Source organism: Streptomyces sp. NBC_01408 (genome assembly GCF_026340255.1).
Lineage (GTDB): Bacteria > Actinomycetota > Actinomycetes > Streptomycetales > Streptomycetaceae > Streptomyces.
This window is the reverse complement of sequence record NZ_JAPEPJ010000001.1, coordinates 3,415,571-3,439,263: the sequence shown is the minus strand read 5'-3', so window position 1 is coordinate 3,439,263 and position 23,693 is coordinate 3,415,571. Positions and strand designations below refer to the sequence as shown.

Annotated in this window: 20 protein-coding genes; 6 read left to right on the top strand and 14 right to left on the bottom strand. The window is 72.1% G+C overall.

Annotated elements, in window-relative coordinates; all coding sequences use genetic code 11:
* Positions 1 to 92 precede the first annotated feature (92 nt).
* On the top strand, positions 93 to 1,751 hold the full coding sequence (locus OG447_RS15630) for an alkaline phosphatase (RefSeq protein ID WP_266937116.1): 1,659 nt from the start codon (positions 93 to 95) through the stop codon (positions 1,749 to 1,751).
* A gap of 233 nt (positions 1,752 to 1,984) precedes the next feature.
* Positions 1,985 to 2,932 (top strand): zinc metalloprotease, encoded by a 948-nt coding sequence (locus tag OG447_RS15625; protein WP_266938895.1) that lies wholly within the window; start codon positions 1,985 to 1,987, stop codon positions 2,930 to 2,932.
* Between the two features lie 95 nt (positions 2,933 to 3,027).
* Here the strand turns inward: OG447_RS15625 and OG447_RS15620 are convergent, their stop codons facing one another.
* Positions 3,028 to 3,606, bottom strand: a complete 579-nt coding sequence (locus OG447_RS15620; RefSeq protein WP_266937114.1) for a dienelactone hydrolase family protein — start codon at positions 3,604 to 3,606, stop codon at positions 3,028 to 3,030.
* 62 nt (positions 3,607 to 3,668) lie between these two features.
* Here OG447_RS15620 and OG447_RS15615 point away from each other — a divergent pair, with 62 nt between their 5' ends.
* Complete coding sequence (locus OG447_RS15615) at positions 3,669 to 4,766, top strand: mechanosensitive ion channel family protein (protein ID WP_266938894.1); 1,098 nt, start codon at positions 3,669 to 3,671, stop codon at positions 4,764 to 4,766.
* 156 nt (positions 4,767 to 4,922) lie between these two features.
* Here the strand turns inward: OG447_RS15615 and OG447_RS15610 are convergent, their stop codons facing one another.
* Both OG447_RS15610 and OG447_RS15605 read right to left on the bottom strand, forming a co-directional pair.
* Positions 4,923 to 6,332 carry a cell wall metabolism sensor histidine kinase WalK gene (locus OG447_RS15610; RefSeq protein ID WP_266937113.1) on the bottom strand — a complete coding sequence of 470 codons (1,410 nt, stop codon included), beginning with the start codon at positions 6,330 to 6,332 and terminating at the stop codon, positions 4,923 to 4,925.
* Positions 6,329 to 7,024 carry a response regulator transcription factor gene (locus OG447_RS15605; protein WP_266937111.1) on the bottom strand — a complete coding sequence of 232 codons (696 nt, stop codon included), beginning with the start codon at positions 7,022 to 7,024 and terminating at the stop codon, positions 6,329 to 6,331. Before OG447_RS15605 ends, OG447_RS15610 begins: the two co-directional genes overlap by 4 nt.
* A gap of 73 nt (positions 7,025 to 7,097) precedes the next feature.
* Between OG447_RS15605 and OG447_RS15600 the strand changes: the two genes are divergently transcribed.
* Positions 7,098 to 8,303: a glycosyltransferase gene (locus OG447_RS15600; protein WP_266937110.1), complete on the top strand. Its 1,206-nt coding sequence runs from the start codon at positions 7,098 to 7,100 to the stop codon at positions 8,301 to 8,303.
* Positions 8,300 to 9,295 (top strand): SDR family NAD(P)-dependent oxidoreductase, encoded by a 996-nt coding sequence (locus tag OG447_RS15595; RefSeq protein WP_266937109.1) that lies wholly within the window; start codon positions 8,300 to 8,302, stop codon positions 9,293 to 9,295. Before OG447_RS15600 ends, OG447_RS15595 begins: the two co-directional genes overlap by 4 nt.
* A gap of 102 nt (positions 9,296 to 9,397) precedes the next feature.
* On the opposite strand, the gene OG447_RS15590 is transcribed toward OG447_RS15595, so the two are convergent.
* The 5 genes from OG447_RS15590 to OG447_RS15570 form a co-directional block, all read right to left on the bottom strand.
* A complete protein-coding gene (locus OG447_RS15590; RefSeq protein WP_266937107.1) occupies positions 9,398 to 10,990 on the bottom strand; it encodes a Na+/H+ antiporter in 1,593 nt (530 codons plus the stop codon).
* Between the two features lie 285 nt (positions 10,991 to 11,275).
* Positions 11,276 to 11,713, bottom strand: a complete 438-nt coding sequence (locus OG447_RS15585) for a GNAT family N-acetyltransferase (protein WP_266938893.1) — start codon at positions 11,711 to 11,713, stop codon at positions 11,276 to 11,278.
* A 65-nt stretch (positions 11,714 to 11,778) separates the two neighbouring features.
* Complete coding sequence (locus OG447_RS15580) at positions 11,779 to 12,720, bottom strand: RluA family pseudouridine synthase (protein ID WP_266937105.1); 942 nt, start codon at positions 12,718 to 12,720, stop codon at positions 11,779 to 11,781.
* A gap of 41 nt (positions 12,721 to 12,761) precedes the next feature.
* Complete coding sequence (gene lspA, locus OG447_RS15575) at positions 12,762 to 13,322, bottom strand: signal peptidase II (protein WP_266937104.1); 561 nt, start codon at positions 13,320 to 13,322, stop codon at positions 12,762 to 12,764.
* Between the two features lie 214 nt (positions 13,323 to 13,536).
* Positions 13,537 to 14,373 (bottom strand): TraR/DksA C4-type zinc finger protein, encoded by an 837-nt coding sequence (locus OG447_RS15570; RefSeq protein WP_266937103.1) that lies wholly within the window; start codon positions 14,371 to 14,373, stop codon positions 13,537 to 13,539.
* A gap of 592 nt (positions 14,374 to 14,965) precedes the next feature.
* On the opposite strand from OG447_RS15570, the gene ileS reads away from it, so the two are divergent.
* Positions 14,966 to 18,112, top strand: coding sequence for an isoleucine--tRNA ligase (ileS, locus tag OG447_RS15565; RefSeq protein ID WP_266937101.1), 3,147 nt, complete (start codon positions 14,966 to 14,968; stop codon positions 18,110 to 18,112).
* A 308-nt stretch (positions 18,113 to 18,420) separates the two neighbouring features.
* Here the strand turns inward: ileS and OG447_RS15560 are convergent, their stop codons facing one another.
* The 6 genes from OG447_RS15560 to ftsZ all read right to left on the bottom strand — a co-directional run bounded on the left by OG447_RS15560 (position 18,421) and on the right by ftsZ (position 23,510).
* Positions 18,421 to 19,647: a DivIVA domain-containing protein gene (locus OG447_RS15560; protein ID WP_266937100.1), complete on the bottom strand. Its 1,227-nt coding sequence runs from the start codon at positions 19,645 to 19,647 to the stop codon at positions 18,421 to 18,423.
* An 82-nt stretch (positions 19,648 to 19,729) separates the two neighbouring features.
* Positions 19,730 to 20,026 (bottom strand): YggT family protein, encoded by a 297-nt coding sequence (locus tag OG447_RS15555; RefSeq protein WP_030155988.1) that lies wholly within the window; start codon positions 20,024 to 20,026, stop codon positions 19,730 to 19,732.
* Between the two features lie 60 nt (positions 20,027 to 20,086).
* Positions 20,087 to 20,704 carry a cell division protein SepF gene (locus OG447_RS15550; protein ID WP_266937098.1) on the bottom strand — a complete coding sequence of 206 codons (618 nt, stop codon included), beginning with the start codon at positions 20,702 to 20,704 and terminating at the stop codon, positions 20,087 to 20,089.
* Between the two features lie 149 nt (positions 20,705 to 20,853).
* Complete coding sequence (locus tag OG447_RS15545; RefSeq protein WP_266937097.1) at positions 20,854 to 21,573, bottom strand: YggS family pyridoxal phosphate-dependent enzyme; 720 nt, start codon at positions 21,571 to 21,573, stop codon at positions 20,854 to 20,856.
* 3 nt (positions 21,574 to 21,576) lie between these two features.
* The gene (gene pgeF, locus OG447_RS15540) at positions 21,577 to 22,308 is read right to left on the bottom strand and encodes a peptidoglycan editing factor PgeF (RefSeq protein WP_266937096.1); all 732 of its coding nucleotides are present in this window, start codon (positions 22,306 to 22,308) and stop codon (positions 21,577 to 21,579) included.
* Positions 22,305 to 23,510, bottom strand: a complete 1,206-nt coding sequence (gene ftsZ, locus OG447_RS15535; protein WP_266937095.1) for a cell division protein FtsZ — start codon at positions 23,508 to 23,510, stop codon at positions 22,305 to 22,307. The genes pgeF and ftsZ overlap by 4 nt, the downstream gene beginning before the upstream one ends.
* Between the last annotated feature and the right edge of the window lie 183 nt (positions 23,511 to 23,693).

Sequence of the window (23,693 nt, the reverse complement as noted above, 5' to 3'; positions counted from 1 at the left end):
CTCCAACTGGCGGGCGGACTCCCAGAGTTCGCCCGCCCGTCGCATTTCCGGGTCTGGTCCCGGAGCAGTACCGGTCAGTAATATGATCATCCGTGACCAGTCATCTCAACTCCTCTTCGACCGCGGCAACTCCCCGCCGCCGTACGGTCGTCCTCGCCGCCGCGGCCACGGCCGCGCTGGCCCCCATCACCTCGCTGGGCGCCACCGCCCACGCGGCGGAAACCGCCCCCGCCTTCCTGCACGGCGTCGCCTCCGGTGACCCGCTGCCCGACGGCATCCTGCTGTGGACCCGCGTCACCCCGACCGCCGCGGCCGTGCCCGGCTCGGGCGCCGGCCCCGACACCCAGGTGACCTGGGAGGTGGCCGGGGACAAGGCCTTCTCCCAGATCGTCGCCCGGGGCGCCGTCACCGCGAGCGCCGCCACCGACCACACCGTCAAGGTGGACGTGCGCGGACTGCGGCCGCAGACCCCGTACTGGTACCGGTTCTCCGCCGGCGCGACCGTCTCCCCCGTCGGGCGCACCAAGACCACCGCGGGCCACGACGTCACCACGGCCGGGGTCCGCTTCGGCGTGGTCTCCTGCGCCAACTGGGAGTCCGGCTACTTCTCCGCCTACCGCCACCTGGCCGCCCGCGCGGACCTGGACGCGGTCCTGCACCTGGGCGACTACATCTACGAGTACCAGTCGGGCGGGTACCCGGAAGCCAAGTACGTCGTGCGCCCGCACGAGCCGAAGCACGAGATCGTCTCGCTCGCCGACTACCGCACCCGGCACGGCAAGTACAAGACGGACGGCGACCTCCAGGCACTGCACGCCGCGCACCCGGTCATCGCCATCTGGGACGACCACGAGTTCGCCGACGACACCTGGGCGGGCGGCGCGGACAACCACACCCCGGCCACCGAGGGCGAGTGGGCGGCCCGCGCGGCCGCCGCCAAGCAGGCGTACTTCGAGTGGATGCCCGTACGCGCCTCCATAGCCGGCACCGTCTACCGGCGGCTGCGCTTCGGCACCCTCGCCGACCTGCACCTGCTCGACCTGCGCTCCTTCCGGTCCCAGCAGGTCAAGGTCGGCAGCGGTTCGGTGGACGACCCGGAGCGCACCCTCACCGGACGGGCCCAGCTGGACTGGCTCAAGGCGGGCCTCGCGGAGTCCGGCGCGACCTGGAAGCTGGTCGGCACCTCGGTGATGATCTCGCCGGTGGCCTTCGCCTCGCTGCCCGCGCACCTGCTCCAGCCTCTGGCCAAGCTGCTGGGCCTGCCGCAGGGCGGACTCGCGGTCAACGTGGACCAGTGGGACGGCTACACGGACGACCGCAAGGAACTCCTGGGCCACTTGAAGGACCGGAACGTCAAGAACACGGTGTTCCTGACCGGTGACATCCACATGGCGTGGGCCAACGAGGTCCCGGTGAACATGGCGACGTACCCGGGTTCGGGCACGGCGGCGACCGAGTTCGTGGTCACCTCGGTGACTTCCGACAACCTCGACGACATCCTGCACGTGCCGGCGGACACCGCCTCGCTGGTCGCGGAGTCGGCCGTCAAGAGCGCCAACTGGCACGTGAAGTGGCTCGACATGGACGCCCACGGCTACGGCGTGCTGGACGTGACCGCCGAGCGTTCGCAGATGGACTACTACGTGGTCTCCGACAAGCGGCGGCAGGACGCCACGGCCGCCTGGACCCGCTCGTACCGGACCCTCAACGGGACCCAGAAGGTGGAGCGGGCCGACCGACCGGTTCGCTGACAATCCGTCAAATTTGCGGCACAGAGGGGCCCCTGGTGCAGACCAGGGGCCCCTCTGTCATCAGAAGCAACAAATCTTTTACGTAAGAGGCTTGACCCGTGGGTGTCATGGACACATAAGCTTCGCGCCATCCGGAGAGATCCACAGGCCGGAAACCCCCCACCGAGTCCCCACCTCGAGGAGCACACGTGCGCGCCGTTGCCCGCATATCCCCCCTTCTCCGCCGCCGTCTGATGGGCACCGCGGTCCTGGCCGGAACCCTGGCCTTCACCCCGCTGGCCGCCCCCACGACGCTCGCCGCCGCCAAGACCCCCGCCGAGGTCTGCGCCGAGGAGTCCGCCGCTCCCGCGAACGCCCGCGTGTCCCGCGCCCACGAGGAGCACGCGGACGAGCCCAACGAGGTCACCGAGGCGCAGGCCAAGGCCATGGACGCCGACCTCAAGGCGAAGCTGGACAAGGCCCTGAAGAACCAGCCGCAGCGCGGCATGGAAGCCGCCGCGGCCGTCGTGAACATCCCGGTCTACTTCCACGTCGTGCACTCCGGCACCACCGGAAAGCTGTCGACCACGGACATCGACAAGCAGCTGTCGGTCCTGAACTCGGCCTACGGCGGCCAGGGCACCGGCAACGCCAACACGAACTTCCAGTTCACCCTGGCGTCCACCGACTACACGGACAACGCCTCCTGGTACAACCTGGCCTCCGGCTCCCAGGCCGAGAAGGACATGAAGAACACCCTGCGCCAGGGCGGTCCGGGCGCGCTCAACTTCTACACCGCCAAGCTCTCCGGCGGTCTGCTCGGCTGGGCGACCTTCCCGACCTCCTACGCCTCCAGCCCCAAGATGGACGGCGTGGTCGTGCTCGACGCCTCGCTGCCCGGCGGCTCCTCGGCCAACTACAACGAGGGTGACACCGCGACCCACGAGGTCGGCCACTGGCTGGGGCTCTACCACACCTTCCAGGGCGGGTGCAACGGAAACGGCGACTACGTCTCCGACACCCCGGCCGAGAAGAGCGCCGCGTACGAGTGCCCGGCCGGCCGCGACAGCTGCGCAAGCAAGCCCGGCGTGGACCCGATCCGCAACTTCATGGACTACACGTACGACTCCTGCATGTACCAGTTCACCGCCGGCCAGGTGACCCGGATGCAGAGCAGCTGGACCGCCTACCGGGCGGGCTGAACCACCGTCCGGCCCCGGACCTCCCCCCGGGGCACCGGCTGAACGACACGGGAACCGGCTCTCCGCTCATCTGCGGAGAGCCGGTTTCCGGCGTCTCACAGGGTGTCGAGGAACCCGATCGCGACCTTCCAGAGCCGCTCGGCGGCCTCGGCGTCGTAGTCCTCCAGCCCCGGATCGGTGAACAGGTGCCCGGCACCGGGGTAGTTGTGGACCTCCACATCGGCCCCGGCCCGCTGCATCCGCAGGTACCAGGCCGTCAGCCAGTCGTGCGACTCGAAGGGGTCCGGGTCGGCGATGTGCAGCTGCACCGGCAGCTCGTCGGCCGAGGCGCCGTCCTCCAGGTCCGCCGTCCCGTGCAGGAGCAGCAGCCCGCGCGCCTTCTCGTCGGCCAGCGCCAGGTGCTGGGCGACGGAGCCGCCGAAGGAGAAGCCCGCGTAGACCAGGCCCTCGTCGGAGTAAGGGGCGGAGGCCAGCACCGCGCGCCGGAGCAGTTCGTCACGGCCGATCTCGTCCTGGTGGGCCAGACCCTCCTCGACGGTCTCGAAGGTGCGCCCCTCGAAGAGGTCCGGCACCTGGACCTGGTGCCCGGCCGCGCGCAGCCGGTCGGCCGCCGCGTGCACCGCGGGCCGCAGCCCGTACGTCGAGTGGAAAAGCATGATGTTCATGCCTCTCATCGTGCCAGCCGCCGATGGAAGGTGTGAGAAGCCGCCTTCCGGTTACCTTCCTCCCCATGGAGATGGAGAACGTACTGCGCCCCGTCGCGGTCGTCGGCGGCGCTCTGGTGATCACCCTGATCGCGGGGTGGCTGCTGGACCTGCTGCTGCGCCGCGCCGACGCCCGGCACACCGAGACCCCCTTCTGGGGCCTGCTGCGCCGCTGCCGCCTGCCGTTCCAGCTCGTCCTGTGCACGACACTGCTGAGAGGCTCCTACCGCAGGGCGGGGATCCTGCCCGACCACCCGGTGGGCGTGGGCCGGACCCTGACCCTGGTGCTGATCGCCGGGGCGGCGTGGCTGCTGGTGCGGTTCGCGACGGCGGTCGTCGACTCCACCTACGCCCGGTACGCCGCCGCCCACCCCGACGCCGCCCGGGTCCGCCGGGTCCGTACCCAGGTCACGCTGATCCAGCGGGTGGTCACGGCGGTGGTGGTGGTCGTGGCGCTGGCCGCGATGCTGCTGACCTTCCCGCCGATGCGCACCCTCGGCGCGTCCATGCTCGCCTCGGCCGGCGTCCTCGGCATCGTGGTGGGCATCGCCGCCCAGTCCTCACTGGGCAACCTCTTCGCCGGCCTCCAGATCGCCTTCGGCGACACCGTCCGCATCGGCGACACGGTGGTGGTCGACAAGGAGTGGGGCACCGTCGAGGAGATCACCCTGACCTTCCTGACCGTCCGTACCTGGGACGAGCGCCGCATCACGATGCCGGTCTCGTACTTCACGAACAAGCCCTACGAGAACTGGTCGCGCGGCGGTGCGCAGATGACCGGCACGGTCTTCTGGCACCTGGACCACAGCGCCCCGGTCAACCTGATGCGCGAGGAGCTCCAGCGGATCCTGAAGGACGTCCCCGAGTGGGACGGCCGGGGCGGCGGACTGGCTGTGACGGACACCACCCCGCACACGGTCCAGGTCCGGGCGGTGGTCACGGCACACAACGCGGACGACGTCTGGACGGTCCGCTGCGCGGTCCGCGAGCGGATGATCACCTGGCTCCTCACCCACCACCCCTACGCCCTCCCCCGCATCACCACCTCCGAAGCCGTCCCCCCACCCACCGCCCCGGCCGGGCCGGACGATCCGACCCCGCCGGGCAAATCCAGCCCCGCCGGCGTTTGAGGCGCGGGGTCCGGGGCAGAGCCCCGAATTCGAGCCCCGCCGGCGTTTGAGGCGCGGGGCCTGGGGCGGAGCCCCAGCAGCCGACCCGCAGGCGGGGACACAGCTCAGCCCAATCCACCCGCCTCCGCGGCGCGAGCCCCCCGGCGTCGCACCGGGTCAGAACGTCAGCCGGAACACCGCCCCACCCCCCGGCGCCGCCTCGGCCGTCAGCTCCGCCCCGTGCGCCCGCGCGATCTGCCGCGCCATGGCCAGCCCCAGCCCCGACCCCGGCAGCGCCCGCGCCGCATCGGCCCGGTAGAACCGGTCGAAGACGTACGGCAGGTCCGCGGCCGCGATCCCCGGCCCGTGGTCCCGTACCGTCAGCTCAGGCCCGGCGCCGGCGCCCCGCACCGTCAGCTCGACCTCCACCGGCAGCCCGGCCGGGCTGAACTTCGCCGCGTTGTCCAGCAGGTTCCCCAGCAGCCGGCTCAGCCGCGCCGGCACCCCCGGCACCACGGCCGCCTCCCCCGCCGCCTCCCCCACCGCCGGGCCCGCGCGCCAGCGGAACGGTACGTCCGGCCAGTGCGCCCGCGCCGCCCGCACCCCGTGCTCCACCAGCGTGTCCAGGCGGACCTGCTCGACGAGCGGCTGCGGTTCCTCGTCCCGGGCCAGCTCGATCAGGTCGTTCACCAGCCCCGTCACCTCCCGCAGCTGCCGTCCCAGCGCGCCGGACGCCCGCTCGCGCTGGGCGGGGGTGAGCCGGTCGGCCCGGGCCAGCAGCTCCGCGTTGGTGCGCAGCGCCGTCAGCGGGGTCCGCAGCTCGTGGGAGGCGTCCGCGACCAGCCGCCGCTGGGCCGTGACGGACTCCTCCAGCTCCCCCAGCATGGTGTTGAAGCTCCCGGCCAGCCGGGTGATCTCGTCCTCCCGCCCCGGCGGCGGGAGTTCGATGCGGTGCCGGGGGTCCCGGGTGGCGGCGATCCGCTCGGCGGTGGCGGTGAGCCGGGTGACGGGGGCCAGTCCGGTCCGCGAGACCCAGTGGCCGAGCACGGCGGCGAGCAGCACCCCGGCCGCCGCCGTCAGGACGAGCCACCAGGCGGCCTCCTCGATGCCCTCCTCGACCCGGTCGGCCCGCAGGGCCACCTGGAGGGCCCGCCCGTCGGCGTAGTCGGTGGTGAGCATCCGGGCGGGGTGTCCGGCGAGCGTGAAGTTCGTGTAGTACGGGGCCCGCTCGCCCCGGGCCACCTCCCGGGCGGCCGGGTCCACGGGCAGCAGACCCGGCGTACGGGGATCCCGGGCCGGGTCGGCCGGGACCACCTCCGCGCAGGCCGGGGCGGCGAGGAAGCGGCACTCCCCGGCCAGCGGGCCCGGCCCGGCGTCCGGGTTTCGCTGGGCGGCGAGCCGGGCGGACTGGGTGAGGCTGAGGTCGAGCTGCCGGTAGAGCGCGCCCCGGACGACGAAGAAGGCCGCGGCGCAGACGACGACGGCCACGAAGGCCACCGCCGCGGTGACGGCCAGCGCCAGCCGGGTGCGCAGCGGCCTGCGCCTGCGCCAGGCGGCCCCGAGCCCCCGCCTGCCGGGCCCGGTCATGCCGTGTCCAGCCGGTAGCCGACCCCGTGCACGGTGTGGACCAGCCGCGGCTCGCCCCCGGCCTCCAGCTTCCGGCGCAGGTAGCCCACGTACACGGCCAGCGAGTTCGAGTCCGGCCCGAAGTCCCGCCCCCACACCAGCTCCAGGATCAGCTCGCGCGGCAGCACCTGGCCGGGGTGGCGCAGGAGCAGCTCCAGCAGGGCGGCCTCGGTCCGGCTGAACTCCAGCGGCCGGCCGCCGCGCCGCCCGGTCCGGGTCACCGGGTCCAGCACCAGGTCGGCGAAGGCCGGCGCGGCGGCGCCCGCGGGCTCGGGCGCGGCCCGCCGCAGCAGCGCCCGTACCCGCGCGACCAGCTCGTCCAGCGCGAAGGGCTTGACCAGGTAGTCGTCGGCGCCCGCCTCCAGCCCGTCGACGCGTTCGCTGACCGAGCCGAGCGCGGTCAGGACGAGTACGGGCGTCCGGTCGCCCATCGCGCGCAGCTGCCGGCACACCCCCAGCCCGTCGAGCACCGGCATCATCACGTCCAGGACGACGGCGTCGGGCTCCCAGGCCGCCACCTCGGACAGGGCGGCCAGCCCGTCCGCCGCTCCCCGCACCTCGTACCCCTCGACGGCCAGGCCGTCCTCCACGGCGGCCCGTACCTCGGGCTCGTCGTCCACCACCAGAATCCGATGCCTGTTCAGGGTGCTCATGGGGCAAAGCCTGCCAAAGGCTTGTGAGAGTTCCTCTTAGAACCTTCTTAGGGCGCACCGGGAGGGTGCGTCCATGACCACACGAGACGCACGAGACACGCCCCGGGCGCCCCTCTCCGTCGTGATCGGCGCGGGCGGCACCGGCGGCCACATCTATCCGGGACTCGCTCTCGCCGAGGCGCTGCGCGCAGCCGTCCCCGGCGCCGTGGTCTCGTTCATCGGGACCGAACGGGGCCTGGAGACCGAGCTGATCCCCGGCGCGGGCTACCGCCTGCACACCGTAGACATGATCCCCTTCGACCCGGCGCTGGGCGCGAAGCGGTACCTGCTGCCCGCCGCGCTGCTGCGCTCGGCGCACCAGGCGCGTGCCGTGCTCCGGGCCCAGGGCGCGCACGCCGTCGTCGGCATGGGCGGCTACCCGAGCGCGCCCGCCGTGCTCGGCGCCCGCCTCGCCGGGCTGCCGGCCGTGATCCACGAGTCCAACGCGGTGCCCGGCCGCGCCAACCAGTTCGCGGCCCGGCTCACCCCGCACATCGCGGTGGCCTTCGACCGCAGCCGCGCCCATCTGGCAGGCGGGGCGCGGGCGCTGACCACCGGGATGCCGATCTCCGCGGCCCTCGCCGGACTCGCGGACCTGCCCGGAGCGGCCCGCGCGGCACTTCGTGCCGAGGCCCGGCGGGCCCTCGGGGTTCCCGCCGGGCGGCGGCTGGTGGTGTTCAACGGCGGCAGCCTGGGCGCCCTGCGCCTGACCGGGGCCGCAGCCGCTCTGGCCGGGCTCTGGCAGGGGCGGGACGACGTACAGCTGCTGGTCAAGACGGGTCCGGCGGCGCTGGCGGACACCGAGCGGGAGCTCGCGGCCTCGGGCGGCGGGCGGATCGCGCGGGCCGTGCCGTACCTGGACCGGATGGACCTGGTGTACGCCGCCGCCGACCTCGTGGTGTGCCGGGCGGGCTCGGCGACGGTCGCGGAACTCGCGGCGACCGGCGTCCCGGCGGTGCTCGTCCCCTACCCGCACGCCCCCGGCGACCACCAGACCCACAACGCCCGGGTCCTGTCCGACGCGGGCGCCGGACTGCTGCTGCCCGACGCCGAGACCACCGCCGAACGCCTCGCGGAGCTCGTCGGCCCCCTGCTGGCCGACCCGGCCCGGCTGGCGGCCATGGCCGGCGCCGCCGACCCCGGCCCGCACGCGCGGGCCGCCGAACTGCTGGCCGCGGAGGTCCTCCGCGTCGCCGGCCTCGTCCCCACCCCCCTCACCCCCCTTCTGGAGCGCATGTGAACACCTGGACCGACCGCACCGTCCTCGTCACCGGAGCCGAGGGCTTCATCGGCTCGACGCTGGTGGACCTGCTGGTGGCACGGGGGGCGCGGGTGCGCGCCTTCGTGCACTACAAGCCGTACGCCGAGAAGGGCCACCTGGCCCGGTACCTGGCCGACTCGGACGGTCCGGTCGAGATGTGGGCGGGCGACGTCCGCGACGCGGGCCGGGTCAGCGACGCGGTGGCCGGCTGCGACACCGTCTTCCACCTGGCGGCGCTGATCGGCATCCCGTACAGCTACGACTCGCCCGGCGCGTACGTGCAGACCAATGTCACCGGCACGCAGAACGTGGCGGAGGCCTGCCGCCGGCACGGGGTGCGCCGCCTGGTGCACACCTCCACGAGCGAGGTCTACGGGACGGCGCTGACGGCCCCGATCGCCGAGAGCCACCCGCTCCAGCCGCAGTCCCCGTACTCCGCGTCGAAGATCGGCGCGGACATGATGGCGCTCTCCTTCCACCACGCCTTCGAGCTGCCGGTGACGGTGGTGCGGCCCTTCAACACCTACGGCCCCCGCCAGTCGGCGCGCGCGGTGATCCCCACGATCCTGGCGCAGCTCCACGCGGGCGCCGCAGAGGTCCGCCTCGGCTCGGTGACGCCCACGCGGGACTTCACGTACGTGACGGACACGGCGGCGGGCTTCCTCGCGGTGGCGGAGTGCGACCGGGCCCTGGGCCAGGTGGTCAACCTCGGTACGGGCGAGGAGATCTCCGTCGGCGACCTCGCGCGGTCCCTGATCGCGGCCTCGGGCCGGGAGGCGGAGCTGGTCGTGGACCCGTCCCGGCTGCGCCCGTCGGGCAGCGAGGTCCAGCGGCTCCTGTCGGACAACACCCGCGCCCGCGACTGGGCGGGCTGGCAGCCCGAGGTCTCCCTGACGGAGGGCCTGCGCAGGACCTCGGAGTGGGTCGCGGCCAACCTCCACCTCTTCGCCCCGGACCGCTACGCGGTGTAGGGCGGCCCGGCAGGCATCTTCAGCCTCGCCGGCGTTCGAGGCGCGGGGTCTGGGGCGGAGCCCCGGCAGCGGCGCCGCACCCGACCGCGTCCAGGCCTGGCCCTACGGACTCCGCAGGCTGCGGACGTCCAGGAAACGCAGCACCCGGTCCACGATCTCCGGGTCGGCGCCGGGCTCGCTGCGGGCGGAGAGGACCTCGTGGCGGGCGGCGGACATCATCTCGCGCTGGATCCGCTGGACGTCCCGGATCCGCTGCACCCGCTGCGTGTACGCCTCCCGCCGCTCCTCGTCCACCATGTCGGGGCTGATGCGCGCCCCGACGTCGTACGCGCGCCGGTACAGCGTCTCCACCAGGTCCTCCGGCAGGTCCTCGACCTCCTGGATCTCCCGCAGCCGCCGCTTCGCGGCCTTGGCGGCGCGGATCGCCAGCTGCCGTTCGGTCTCCCGCGCCGCGTCCGTGTCGGCCTCCACCCCCAGCCGCCGGACCAGCCAGGGCAGGGTCAGCCCCTGCAGCACCAGCGTCACCATGATCACGGCGAAGGCGATGAAGACGATCTGGTCCCGCGCGGGGAAGGGCTCACCGCTGTCCGTACGGAAGGGGATGGCCAGGGCCAGCGCCACCGAGGCCACCCCGCGCATCCCGGCCCACCACATCACCACGCTCTCCCGCCAGCTCAGCGGGATCTCCTCGTCGTAGTCGCGCCGCTTGTGCAGCTTCTTCGCGAGCCAGCCGGCCGGGAGCAGCCACACCAGCCGTACGCCGACCACCACCCCTGTCACGGCCGCCGCCCAGCCGGCCATCTCCCCCGCGCGGCCCTGGGCGGTACCGAACACGTTGTGGAGCTCCAGCCCGATCAGGCCGAACGCCACGCCGGTGACCAGTGTGTCGACGACCTCCCAGAAGGTGTGCCCGGCCAGGCGCCCCAGGACGTCGTCGGCGTCGTTCGCGTACTCGGCGAGGAACAGCGCGGTCGTCAGTACGGCGAGCACCCCCGACCCCTGGAGTTCCTCCGCCACCACGTACGACACGAACGGCACCAGCAGCGTCAGCCCGATCTGGAGCGTGGCGTCGCCGAGCATGCCCATCAGCCGGTTCGCGGCCCAGCCGAGGGCGAGTCCGACGGCCAAGGCGACGACCGCGGACAGGACGAACTCCCCGAGCGCGTCGGGCCAGGAGAAGCCGCCGGTGACGGCCGCTGCGATCGCCACGTGGTAGAGCACGATGGCGGTGACGTCGTTGAAGAGCCCCTCGCCCTCCAGGATGGACACCATCCGGCGGGGCAGCCCGAGCGAACCGGCGACGGCGGTCGCGGCGACCGGGTCGGGCGGGGCGACGAGCGCGCCGAGCGCGACGGCGGCGGCGATCGGCAGCCCGGGCACCACTGCGTGCGCGACTGCGGCGACGGCGGCGGTCGTGACGAACACCAGGGCCACGGCCAGCAGGAGGATCGGCCGGACGTTGGCCGCGAACTGCCGCCAGGAGGTGCGCTGCACGGAGGCGTACAGCAGCGGGGGCAGGACCAGCGGAAGGATGTACTCGGGCGGGATGTCGACATTGGGCACGGCCGGAACCAGCGCGAGCCCCACCCCGCCGAGGGTCATGAGCACGGGCGCGGGCAGTCCGAGCCGATCCCCGAGCGGAACGGTCACCACAGCCCCGAGCAGCAGCACGAACAGCAGAGCAAGCTGATCCACTCCCCCACCCTGCCAGGCCGCTGCGCTCGGCGGTGCGCGGTGAGAGCCCGCGGACCCGTGTCGGGGCTCCGCCCCGCACCCCTTACGGGCGCTCCGCGCCCGCGCCTCAAACGCCGGCGGGGCTGAAAGGCGATTTCAGCCCCGTCGGCGTTTGAGGCGCGGGGTCTGGGGCGGAGCCCCAGCAACGGCGGCGAGCACGGGCACGGACGGAACGCCGAACCGAGCGCGGCCCGGGCGGCGGCAGCCCAGGCCAGACCGGACAGCGCCCCCGCAGGGGCCCCGGCGTCAGGACCGGCGGGCCTCCGCCAGGGGACGCCTCATCGAGCGGTGCGCAATACCCGCGTCAAGGAACTCCGGCCCGTACGCCACGTACCCGAGCCGCTCGTAGAAGCCGAGCGCATGCGTCTGCGCGCCCAGGTCCACCGCGACGAGGCCCATCCGCGCGGCCTCCGCCTCGATCGCCCGCACCAGCGCCACGCCCACGCCCAGCCCGCGCGCGGACTTCCGTACGGCCAGCCGGCCCAGCGAGCCGACGCCCTCGGACCCGGTCTTGGCCAGCGCGGCGGCCCCGTGCAGCAGCCGCCCGGTGCCCAGCGGCACCCCGTCCGGCCCCACGGCCAGCACGTGCACCGCGCCCGCGTCGTACGCGTCGTACTCGATCGACTCGGGCACGGACTGCTCGACCACGAACACCTCGGTCCGCACCGCGAAGCAGGACTTCAGGTCCTCCTGCGAGGCGACGACCCGGACCTCGACCGGCGGGGAGACCGGCGAATCGACCGGCGAGGTCACTCGCTCTCCGCCCGGATCACGTCCAGCGCGTGCTGGAGGTCGGCCGGGTAGGTGCTCTCGAACTCCACCCACTGCCCGTCCGAGGGGTGCTCGAAGCCGAGCCGCACCGCGTGCAGCCACTGCCGGGTCAGCCCCAGCCGCTTGGCCACCGTCGGGTCGGCGCCGTAGGTCAGGTCGCCGACGCACGGGTGCCGGTGCGCGGCCATGTGCACGCGGATCTGGTGCGTACGCCCGGTCTCCAGCTTGATGTCCAGCAGCGAGGCGGCGCGGAAGGCCTCGATCAGGTCGTAGTGGGTGACGGAGGGCTTGCCCTCCTGGGTCACGGCCCACTTGTAGTCGGCGCTCGGGTGGCGGCCGATCGGCGCGTCGATCGTGCCGCTCATCGGGTCCGGGTGGCCCTGCACCAGCGCGTGGTAGCGCTTGTCCACGACCCGCTCGCGGAACTGGTTCTTCAGGGAGGTGTACGCCCGCTCCGACTTCGCGACGGTCATCAGGCCGGACGTGCCGACGTCGAGGCGGTGCACGATGCCCTGGCGCTCGGAGGCGCCGGAGGTGGAGATGCGGTAGCCGGCCGCGGCGAGGCCGCCGATGACGGTGGTGCCCGTCCAGCCGGGGCTCGGGTGGGCGGCGACGCCCACCGGCTTCATGATGACGACGATGTCGTCGTCGTCGTGGACGATCTCCATGCCCGGGACGGGCTCGGCGACGACCTCGACCGGCCGCGGCGGCTCGGGCATCTCGACTTCGAGCCAGGCGCCACCGTGTACACGCTCGGACTTCCCGACGACACTGCCGTCGACCGACACCTTCCCCGCGGCCGCGAGATCGGCCGCCTTCGTCCGGGAAAATCCGAACATACGGGCGATGGCGGCGTCGACGCGCTCGCCCTCGAGGCCATCGGGAACGGGCAGGGTGCGGATCTCGGGAATCGTACTCACCTGTCGAGTATGCAGGACTCGACAGGAGACCCGTCCCGCGATCAGTCCTTGTGGACGGTCCCGTCCGGGTCCAGCCCCTTGAACGAGAGCAGCACGATCAGGATGCCGCCGCACACGATCGCGGAGTCGGCGAGGTTGAACACGGCGAAGTGGGCCGGCGCGATGAAGTCGACGACCGCACCCCGGAACACGCCCGGCGAGCGGAAGATCCGGTCCGTCAGATTGCCCAGCGCCCCGCCGAGGAGGAGGCCCAGCGCGATCGCCCACGGCAGGCTGTACAGCTTGCGGGCCAGCCGGACGATCACGACGATCACGGCGGCGGCGATGCAGGTGAAGATGATCGTGAAGGCCTCGCCGAAGCCGAAAGCGGCGCCGGGGTTGCGGACCGCCTCGAACCTCAGCAGGTCACCGATGATCTCGATCGGCGGCTGGTGCTCCAGCTTCGCGACGACCAGCATCTTGCTGCCGAGGTCGAGCACGTAGGCGAGCAGCGCCACGACGAGCAGCGCCACGATCCGCCGGCGCCCCTTGGGCTCGGCGGACTCCGGCTCGGCGTCGTCCCCGACCTCCGGCGTACCGATGATGCGCTCCGCCTCTGTCACGTGAGTCCCTCGAACTAGCTCGAACCAGGTTGCCGACGACACCTGCCAGGTTCCTGGACCCTGACGAGACACGAGGGTACGTCAGGGCGCCCGCACACCGCCCGTCAGGAGGCGTACTCCCGGGCCGACCGTACGCACGGCCCGCCCGGGCGGCCACCGACGGTGACCGCCGGGCCACCCAGCGCCCACGGGAGGGACTGCCGGACCTACTCGTCTAGTGGCGCCGCTCCTGCTTCTGCTTGCAGTCCACGCACAGCGTGGCCCGCGGGAAGGCCTGCATCCTGGCCTTGCCGATGGGCTTCCCGCAGTTCTCGCAGAGCCCGTACGTACCTGCTTCGAGCCGTTCCAGGGCGCGCTCGGTCTGCTCCAGCATCGAGCTCGCGTTCGCCGCGAGCGCCAGCTCGGACTCCCGGGTGATGTTCTTGGTGCCCGTATCGGCCTGGTCGTCGCCCGCGCCGTCGCCCGAGTCCCGCATCAGGCCCGAGATGGCCACCTCCGAGGCGTCCAGCTCGCTGCGCAGCCGCAGGCTCTCCGCTGCCAGCCCCGTACGGGCCTCCGCGACCTCCGCCGGGGTCCAGGGGTCCTCCCCGGGCCGTACGGCGAGCTCGCCCGGCACGGAGGCCGCCGTGGCGCGCGTCTTGGGCAGCCCGCTGGTGGCGGCCTCGGCCGTCTTCCTAGCCGTCCCGGTGCTCTTCTTGGCAACCACTTTCCGGACTCCCGTCTTCTTCGCGGCCTGCGCCGCCCCCTCGGCCTCGGCCGTCTTGGCCGTGGCCTTCCGCTTCTCGACGGCGGTCGTCTCCTTGACGGCGGTCGCCTTCTTGGTGGTCGCCTTCCTGGTGGCCGCCGTCTTCACGGCGGTCCCGTCGGCGGTGGTCGCCTTCCTGGCCGGGGCCTTGGTCGCCACGCTCTTGCCGGCCGCGCTCGTCCTGGCCGCGGCCTTCTTCGCCACGACCTTCTTCGCCACGGCCTTCTTCGCCACGGCTTTCCCGGCGGGTACCTCCTCGGCCGCAGCCGTCCTGGAAGTACTCCCGGCGGTCTTCTTCGCCACCATGGCCGCGGCCCCTTCACATACTGTGATCATCGCTCGCGAATCGTGCCGGAACGATAAATCGACACCGGCCCCGCGGCAACGGGGCACGCATCCAGCGAGGTCGACCTGCATCCGTTGTGCCCATCCGCAGGCCCGATAACCCGCCCCACCCGCCCCACCGGAATCCGTACCGGCGCATCGGGCCGTTCGGGTCACCGCGACGCCCGTTCCGCGCCCCCGCCACGCCGGGCCGACGGCCCCGCCACGGGCCCCCGTAAACCGGTCTGCCGAGGCGCGCCCCGGCCCGTACACTGAGCGCAGCGAGAGGCATGGATGGGGACGAGTAGCGTCGGACGCAGCCAGGAGCGACCCGGGGACGGTGAGAGCCCGGGGGCGAGCGCGATGTGAAGGATCACCCCGGAGCCGCCGGAAGAAAGCCCGCACGGATCCCCGTAGGGCGAGTAGAACCGGCTTCGCACCCCAATGAGGGGGCCACCGGACCTGTCCGGCGGCCAAGGAGGGTGGTACCGCGGGAGCAGGCGTCCTGGATTCAGGAACGGCTCTCGTCCCTCCGGACGGAAGTGACATCCCGCCGGAGGAAGAGTTCAGCCTCATGACCACACCGCCGCAGTACCGCCCGGTACCCGCCCAGGTCGACCTGCCCGCCCTCGAACACGCCGTCCTCGACTTCTGGCGCGAGAGCAAGACCTTCGCCAAGACCCTGGAGCAGTCCGAGGGCCGCCCCGAGTGGGTCTTCTACGAGGGCCCGCCCACCGCGAACGGCATGCCCGGCGCGCACCACATCGAGGCCCGCGTCTTCAAGGACGTCTTCCCCCGGTTCCGCACCATGCGCGGCTACCACGTGGCCCGCAAGGCCGGCTGGGACTGCCACGGCCTGCCCGTCGAGCTCGCCGTCGAGAAGGAGCTGGGCTTCAACGGCAAGCAGGACATCGAGGCGTACGGCATCGCCGAGTTCAACGCCAAGTGCCGCGAGTCCGTGACCCGCCACACCGACGCGTTCACCGAGCTCACGACCCGGATGGGCTACTGGGTCGACCTGGACGACGCCTACCGGACCATGGACCCCGAGTACGTCGAGTCCGTGTGGTGGTCGCTCAAGGAGATCTTCAACAAGGGCCTGCTCACCCAGGACCACCGCGTCGCCCCCTGGTGCCCGCGCTGCGGCACCGGCCTCTCCGACCACGAGCTGGCCCAGGGCTACGAGACGGTCGTCGACCCCTCGGTCTTCGTCCGCTTCCCGCTGACCTCCGGCCCGCTGGCCGGCCAGGCGGCCCTCCTGGTCTGGACGACCACGCCCTGGACCCTGGTGTCCAACACCGCCGTCGCGGCCCACCCCGAGGTCACGTACGTCGTCGCCACCAATGGCGAGGAGAACCTCGTAGTCGCCCAGCCGCTGCTGGAGAAGGCCCTCGGCGAGGGCTGGGAGGCCACCGCCGAGACCTTCACGGGCAAGGAGATGGAGCGCTGGACCTACCAGCGCCCCTTCGAGCTCGTGGAATTCCCGGAGCCCGCCCACTACATCGTGAACGCCGAGTACGTCACGACCGAGGACGGCACCGGTCTGGTCCACCAGTCCCCCGCATTCGGCGCCGACGACCTCGCGGTCTGCCGCGCCTACGGCCTGCCGGTCGTGAACCCGGTCCGCCCCGACGGCACCTTCGAGGAGGAGGTCCCGCTGATCGGCGGCGTCTTCTTCAAGAAGGCCGACGAGAAGCTGACCGCCGACCTGGACGCGCGCGGCCTGCTCTTCAAGCACATCGCCTACGAGCACAGCTACCCGCACTGCTGGCGCTGCCACACCGCGCTGCTCTACTACGCGCAGCCGTCCTGGTACATCCGCACCACCGCCGTCAAGGACGCGATGCTGCGGGAGAACGAGAAGACCAACTGGTTCCCGGACTCCGTCAAGCAGGGCCGCTTCGGCGACTGGCTGAACAACAACATCGACTGGGCGCTGTCCCGCAACCGCTACTGGGGCACCCCGCTGCCCATCTGGCGCTGCGAGGAGAACCACCTCACCTGCGTCGGCTCCCGCGCGGAGCTGACCGAACTGTCCGGGCAGGACCAGTCCGCCCTGGACCCGCACCGCCCGTACATCGACGACGTCACCTTCACCTGCACCCACGAGGGCTGCTCCCTGGAGGCCGTCCGCGTCCCGGAGGTCATCGACGCCTGGTACGACTCGGGCTCGATGCCGTTCGCGCAGTGGGGCTACCCGTACAAGAACAAGGAGATCTTCGAGAAGCGCTACCCGGCGCAGTTCATCTCGGAGGCCATCGACCAGACCCGCGGCTGGTTCTACACGCTGATGGCGGTCGGCACCCTCGTCTTCGACAAGTCCTCCTACGAGAACGTGGTCTGCCTCGGCCACATCCTCGCCGAGGACGGCCGCAAGATGTCCAAGCACCTGGGCAACATCCTCCAGCCGATCCCGCTCATGGACCAGCACGGCGCGGACGCGGTGCGCTGGTTCATGGCGGCCGGCGGCTCCCCGTGGGCGGCGCGGCGCGTCGGTCACGGCACGATCCAGGAGGTCGTCCGCAAGACGCTCCTCACCTACTGGAACACGGTCGCCTTCCAGGCCCTGTACGCCCGTACGTCGAACTGGGCTCCCTCCGCGGCCGACCCGGCCCCGGCGGACCGCACCGTCCTCGACCGCTGGCTCCTCTCGGAACTCCACACCCTCACCACCGAGGTCACGGAGGCGATGGAGGCGTACGACACCCAGCGCGCCGGCAAGTTGCTGTCCGCGTTCGTGGACGACCTGTCGAACTGGTACGTCCGCCGCTCGCGCCGCCGCTTCTGGCAGGGTGACGCGGCCGCGCTGCGCACCCTCCACGACGTCGTGGAGACCGTCACCCGGCTGATGGCCCCGCTGACCCCCTTCATCACGGAGCGGGTCTGGCAGGACATGATCGTCCCGGTCACCCCGGACGCCCCGGAGTCGGTGCACCTGTCGTCCTGGCCGCAGGCGGACACCTCCGCCGTGGACCCGCTGCTCTCCCAGCAGATGCAGCTGGTCCGGCGCCTGGTGGAGCTGGGCCGCGCCACGCGCGCCGAGTCGGGCGTCAAGACCCGCCAGCCGCTGTCCCGGGCCCTGGTCGGCGCGGTGGGCTTCGACGCGCTCTCCGCCGAGCTCCAGTCGCAGATCACGGAGGAGCTGAACGTCTCCTCCCTGGCCTCCCTGTCGGAGGTCGGCGGGTCCCTCGTGGACACCACCGCGAAGGCCAACTTCCGTGCGCTGGGCAAGCGGTTCGGCAAGGGCGTGCAGGACGTCGCGAAGGCGGTGGCCGCGGCCGACGCCGCCGCGCTCTCGCTGGCCCTGCGCTCCGGCTCCGCCGAGGTCGAGGTGAACGGCTCACCGGTCGCCCTGACCCCGGAGGAGGTCATCATCACGGAGACCCCGCGCGAGGGCTGGTCGGTGGCCTCGGACTCCGGCGCGACGGTCGCCCTGGACCTGGAGATCACCCCGGAGCTGCGGCTGGCGGGCCTGGCGCGTGACGCGATCCGCATGATCCAGGAGGCCCGGAAGAACTCCGGCCTGGACGTGGCGGACCGGATCGCCCTGCGGTGGGTCTCCGACGCGCCCGAGGTGGTCACGGCCCTGACGGATCACGCGGCGCTCATCTCTGACGAGGTCCTGGCCACGGACTTCGCGGAGGGCTCCGCCGACGGTGCGTACGGCGAGGCCTTCACGGACGAGGCCCTGTCCCTGACGTTCCGCCTCCGCAAGGCGTAGCCCTCCGGACCGAACGGCCCGTACCTCCCCTTCCCGGGGGGTGCGGGCCGTTTTGTTTCTCCCCGCCCCGCCCTTTCGCCGTTTCCCGGGCTCTGCCCGGACCCGCGCCTCAAACGCCGGCGGGGCTGGAATTGCCCTGCGGGCAACCCAGCCAAATCCAGCCCCGCCGGCGTTTGAGGCGCGGGGGTCCGGGGGCAGCGCCCCCGGCAACGGAGCCGCACCCGGGTACGGGAACGGGCCGGGCCCGGTGCCCCCGTAGGGGAACCGGGCCCGGCCCGAAAAGCGACTGCCGACAGGCGCCGGGGCGCCTAGTTGTCGTCCTCGTCGATCAGGAAGCCGCGCATCGGCGACGGCGCCTGCATCGGCTGCGGAGCATTCGGCCGGACCGGAGCCATCGGCTGGGTCATGGCCGGGGACATCTGCTGCTGACCGCCGTAGGACGGGGCTCCGCCCATCGGGGAGGGACCGCCCATGGGGGACGGGCCGCCCATCGACGGACCGCCCATGGAGTGGCCCATCGCACCGGCCGGAGCCATCGAGGGCGACGGCGCCGGCGGCAGGGAGGGGGCACCCGGGTTGCGCGGCGGGGCCAGGGAGTCGTCGGCCTGGGTCTCCAGCTGGCGCAGCTGCGACTCCAGGTAGGACTTCAGACGCGTGCGGTACTCACGCTCGAAGCCCCGCAGGTCCTCGACCTTGCGCTCCAGCGTGGCGCGGGCGGACTCCAGGGAGCCCATCGCGACGCGGTGCTTCTCCTGCGCGTCCCGCTCCAGCGCGTCGGCCTTGGCGCGGGCGTCCCGCTCCAGGCCCTCGGCGCGCGAACGGGCCTCGCCGACGATCTTGTTGGCCTCGGAACGGGCCTCCGCGATCGCCTGGTCGGCGGTCTGCTGGGCCAGCGACAGGACGCGGGCGGCACTGTCGCCACCGGGGCCCTGCTGCGGGAGCTGCGGCTGCTGCTGGTGCATGGGCTGACCCATGGGCTGCATCTGCTGCCCCATCGGCTGCATCTGCTGGCCCATGGGCTGCTGCATCTGCTGGCCGAGCGGGTTCTGGCCACCCATGGACTGCTGGCCCATGCCCTGCTGGCCCATGCCCTGCTGACCCATGCCCTGCTGACCCATGCCCTGCGGTCCACCCATGGGGTGCTGCTGCATGGGGCCGCCCATCGGGCCCGGACCCTGCGGTCCGTGTCCGCCGGGGCCGGGGGGCAGCTGCGGCTGGCCGCCCGGCAGCTGCGGCGGGCCCATCTGCGGCTGCTGCTGCTGCGGCGGGCCGGATATGGCCGCGGGCACGGGGGCACCGGGGCCTCGCTGGTCCTGGGGTTCCGGCTTGCGCATTCCCTGCTGCTGCTGGTTCTGCGCGGCGGCACGCGTGGCGGCGGCCAGCTTGGCGCGCAGGTCCTCGTTCTCGCGCAGCAGGCGCGTCAGCTCGGACTCGACCTCGTCGAGGAAGGCATCGACCTCGTCCTCGTCATAGCCTTCTCGGAGGCGGACGGTCGTGAACTGCTTGTTCCGCACGTCCTCGGGGGTCAGCGGCATGTCTTCTTCACCTCTACGTAGTCGTCGGCAGTCGGCAAGACCGTATCGGGACTGTCCCCGCGCCTGCGGGGAAGCACATCGTTCACACGCTTCTCGCAGCGGTGCTCACGAAACTGATGAGGATGTAAACGATGATCATCAGAACGAAGAAGGACAGGTCGAGTGCCACGCCCCCGAGACGCAACGGCGGGATGAACCGCCGGAGAAGCTTGAGCGGTGGATCGGTGACAGTGTAGGTGGCCTCCAGAACGACCACCATCGCCTTGCCGGGCGTCCATGAACGTGCGAACTGGAACACGTAGTCCATGACCAGTCGGAAGATCAGCACGATGAGGAAGCACATCAGCGCGATGTAGACGACCTGCAGTGCGACACCCATCCCGCGCTTCCCTCTCCCCGTTTCTCGCTCTGTTCCCGGTCCCGTATCTGAAGGATCGGTCTAGCTTTGGTTGAAGAACCCGCCCTCCGCGATGCGGGCCTTGTCCTCCGCCGTGACATCGACGTTAGCAGGCGACAGCAGGAACACCTTCTGTGTCACGCGTTCAATACTGCCGTGCAGACCGAAGACAAGACCGGCGGCGAAGTCCACCAGACGCTTGGCGTCCGTGTCGTCCATCTCCGTGAGATTCATGATCACCGGAGTGCCCTCACGGAAGTGTTCCCCGATGGTACGGGCCTCGTTGTAGGTCCGGGGGTGCAGCGTCGTGATGCGGTACGGCTCCCGCTCGGAGACGACCTTGGGCATGATCACGGGGGCGTTCTTCTCCAGGTTGGTGCGGTCAGGTGTGATGGATGCCACGGGGGCGATTCGCGCAGGACGTCCGTTTTCCACCGGAATTGGGATGGGTTCCCGCTGCGCCGGAGGCTGGACGACTCGTACCGGTTCGTCCGTTACGGGCGTTTGGTGGACCGGCTGTTGGCGGCGGTCCCGCTCCCGGGCTCGCTCCGGTTCCGGCTCGGGCTCGAATTCGTCGTCGGGGTCGTACCCCGGGTTGTCGTACCGGTCGTCCTCCACGAGGCCGAGGTAGACCGCCATCTTGCGCATCGCGCCGGCCATTCTCTGAGTCCTCCGCTCTGTGGTGGATCGCCCTGTCGCAGGTGCCGCCGTGTCACGAATGTCACCAACTGCCCGCGATCCACGTGGTCTGCCCGCCCATCAGCGGGAATGACCATATTTTCTGCTGTGGTCCGACTTTCTTCGCGACGTTACCCGAGCCGGGGTCTCGCGCCGAGTACCGCAGTGCCGACGCGTACATGTGTCGCACCGGCCGCAACGGCCTGTTCCAGGTCTGCGCTCATCCCGGCCGACACCATCGTGGCAGCCGGATGGTCCGCGCGCAGGCGGGATGACAATTCCACCAGCCGCTCGAACGCGGCTTGTTCGCGCCCCGCGTACGGGCCGGCCAGCGGAGCCACGGTCATCACCCCGTCGATCCGCAGTCCCGGCGCCCCGGCCACGAGGTCCGCCAGCTCGGCGAGCTGTTCTGGCGCCGCGCCGCCCCGGGTCCCGCGCGCCCCCGACTCGGCGTCGAGGGCGATCTGCACGAGGCAGCCGAGCTCCCGCCCCGCCTGTACGGCGGCCGCCGAGAGGGCGGTCACGAGCTTCGGCCGGTCGACCGACTGCACCTCGTGCGCGTATCCCGCCACGGAACGGACTTTGTTCGTCTGCAACTGACCGACGAAATGCCAGTCGAGGGGCAGATCCGCGCAGGCCGCGGCCTTGGGGGCGGCGTCCTGGTCACGATTCTCCGCAACATGACGGACGCCCAGGTCCGCCAGCAGTCGTACGTCGCTCGCGGGGTAGGTCTTGGTGACCACGATGAGCGTGAGCTCTTCCCGCTTGCGTCCCGCGGCCGCGCAGGCGGACGAGATACGTTCCTCCACCCGCGCGAGGTTCTCCGCGAGCTCCGACTTACGATCCGTCATCCCTCAGCCCAACCAGACATATCCGGCAAGCCGCCCGGTCACCCGGTCACGGCGGTACGAGAAGTGGTCCCGCGACTCCAGTGTGCAGACCCCGGATCCGCGGACGTCCATCACCCCCGCCGCGGCGAGCTGGGCGTGCACCCCGGCGACCACGTCGACGGCGGGCGTCCCCCAGCTGGTCTCGGCCCGGGCTGCCGGTACCGCCCCGGCCACCGCCTCCCGCATCTCGGCGGGCACTTCGTAACAGCGTCCGCAGACCGCGGGCCCGGTCCGGGCGACGATCCGCCCCGGCTCGGCCCCCAGCGAGACCATGGCCTCGACTGCGGCGGGCACCACCCCGGCGACCAGCCCGGGCCGGCCCGCGTGCGCGGCGCCCGCGACCCCGGCGACGGGGTCGGCGAGCAGGACCGGCGTGCAGTCGGCGGTGAGCACGGCGAGGGCCAGCCCCCGACGGGCGGTCACCACCGCGTCCACGGCCGGGACGTCCGCCTGCGCGCCCCAGGGTCCGTCGACCACGGCCACGTCCCGGCCGTGGACCTGGTTCATCCAGACCACCCGGTCCGGTTCCAGGCCGAGGGACCGGGCGGCGAGCGCCCGGTTCGCGAGAACGGCGGCCGGGTCGTCTCCGACCGCGCCGCCGAGGTTGAGCTCTTCGTACGGAACGGCGCTCACTCCGCCCCACCGGTCGGTGAAGGCGAAGTGGGCGCCGCCCACGCTGTGCTGCTCCGGTGTCACTTCAAGAAGTCCGGGACATCCAGTTCCTCGGCCGGGCTGTCCTGGTACGGCCGGGCCGTCGGAACCTGCGGCGCGGGGGCCTGGGCCTCGGCCGGGGCCGCCTCGACGGGGGCCGGGGGCTCCTCGCGCGGGGTGACCGAGCCGAGTCCGCCGAAGGCCGGGCGGACCGGCTCGGGGGCGCGGACGGGAGCCGGGGCGGGCTCCTCGCGCTTGGTGGACGCGGCGCCGATGACGTTGTCCCGGCGGGCCGGGGGCTGTCCGCCGTCGAACCCGGCGGCGATCACGGTGACCCGCACCTCGTCGCCCAGCGCGTCGTCGATGACGGCGCCGAAGATGATGTTCGCCTCGGGGTGCGCGGCCTCGCTGACCAGCTGCGCGGCCTCGTTGATCTCGAAGAGACCGAGGTCCGAGCCGCCGGAGATGGAGAGCAGCACGCCGCGGGCGCCGTCGATGGACGCCTCCAGCAGCGGCGAGGAGATCGCCATCTCGGCGGCGGCCACGGCGCGGTCGTCGCCGCGGGCCGAGCCGATGCCCATCAGGGCCGAGCCGGCCTCGGACATCACGGACTTGACGTCGGCGAAGTCGAGGTTGATCAGACCCGGGGTGGTGATGAGGTCGGTGATGCCCTGGACGCCCGAGAGCAGGACCTGGTCGGCCGACTTGAAGGCGTCGAGCACGCTGACCTGGCGGTCCGAGATGGACAGCAGCCGGTCGTTGGGGATGACGATGAGGGTGTCGACCTCTTCGCGGAGCTCGGCGATGCCGTCCTCCGCCTGGTTCGCGCGGCGCCGGCCCTCGAAGGTGAACGGGCGGGTGACCACGCCGATCGTCAGGGCGCCCAGCGAGCGCGCGATGTTGGCGACGACGGGCGCGCCGCCGGTGCCGGTGCCGCCGCCCTCGCCGGCGGTGACGAAGACCATGTCGGCCCCCTTGAGGACCTCCTCGATCTCCTCGCGGTGGTCCTCTGCCGCCTTGCGACCGACGGCCGGGTTGGCGCCGGCGCCGAGGCCGCGGGTGAGTTCCCGGCCGACGTCGAGCTTGACGTCGGCGTCGCTCATCAACAGCGCCTGGGCGTCCGTGTTGATGGCGATGAACTCGACGCCCTTGAGACCGACCTCGATCATTCGGTTGATGGCATTGACACCACCGCCGCCGACACCGATGACCTTGATGACTGCGAGGTAGTTCTGCGGTGCTGCCACGTCGAAGGCCTCTCGCCTCGAGTTACGTGTCGCCGCCTCGCGGGCCTGCGTTGCGACGACTGATGCCGAAATAGGGACGGTCCGAACGCGCCGACCCGAACCCTCACCCTGAAGTTTAGGGTTAGGGGTGTGTCTGTTCCTTGGACTCTTCCGAACAGGACACTAAGTCGACAAGTAGCGCGG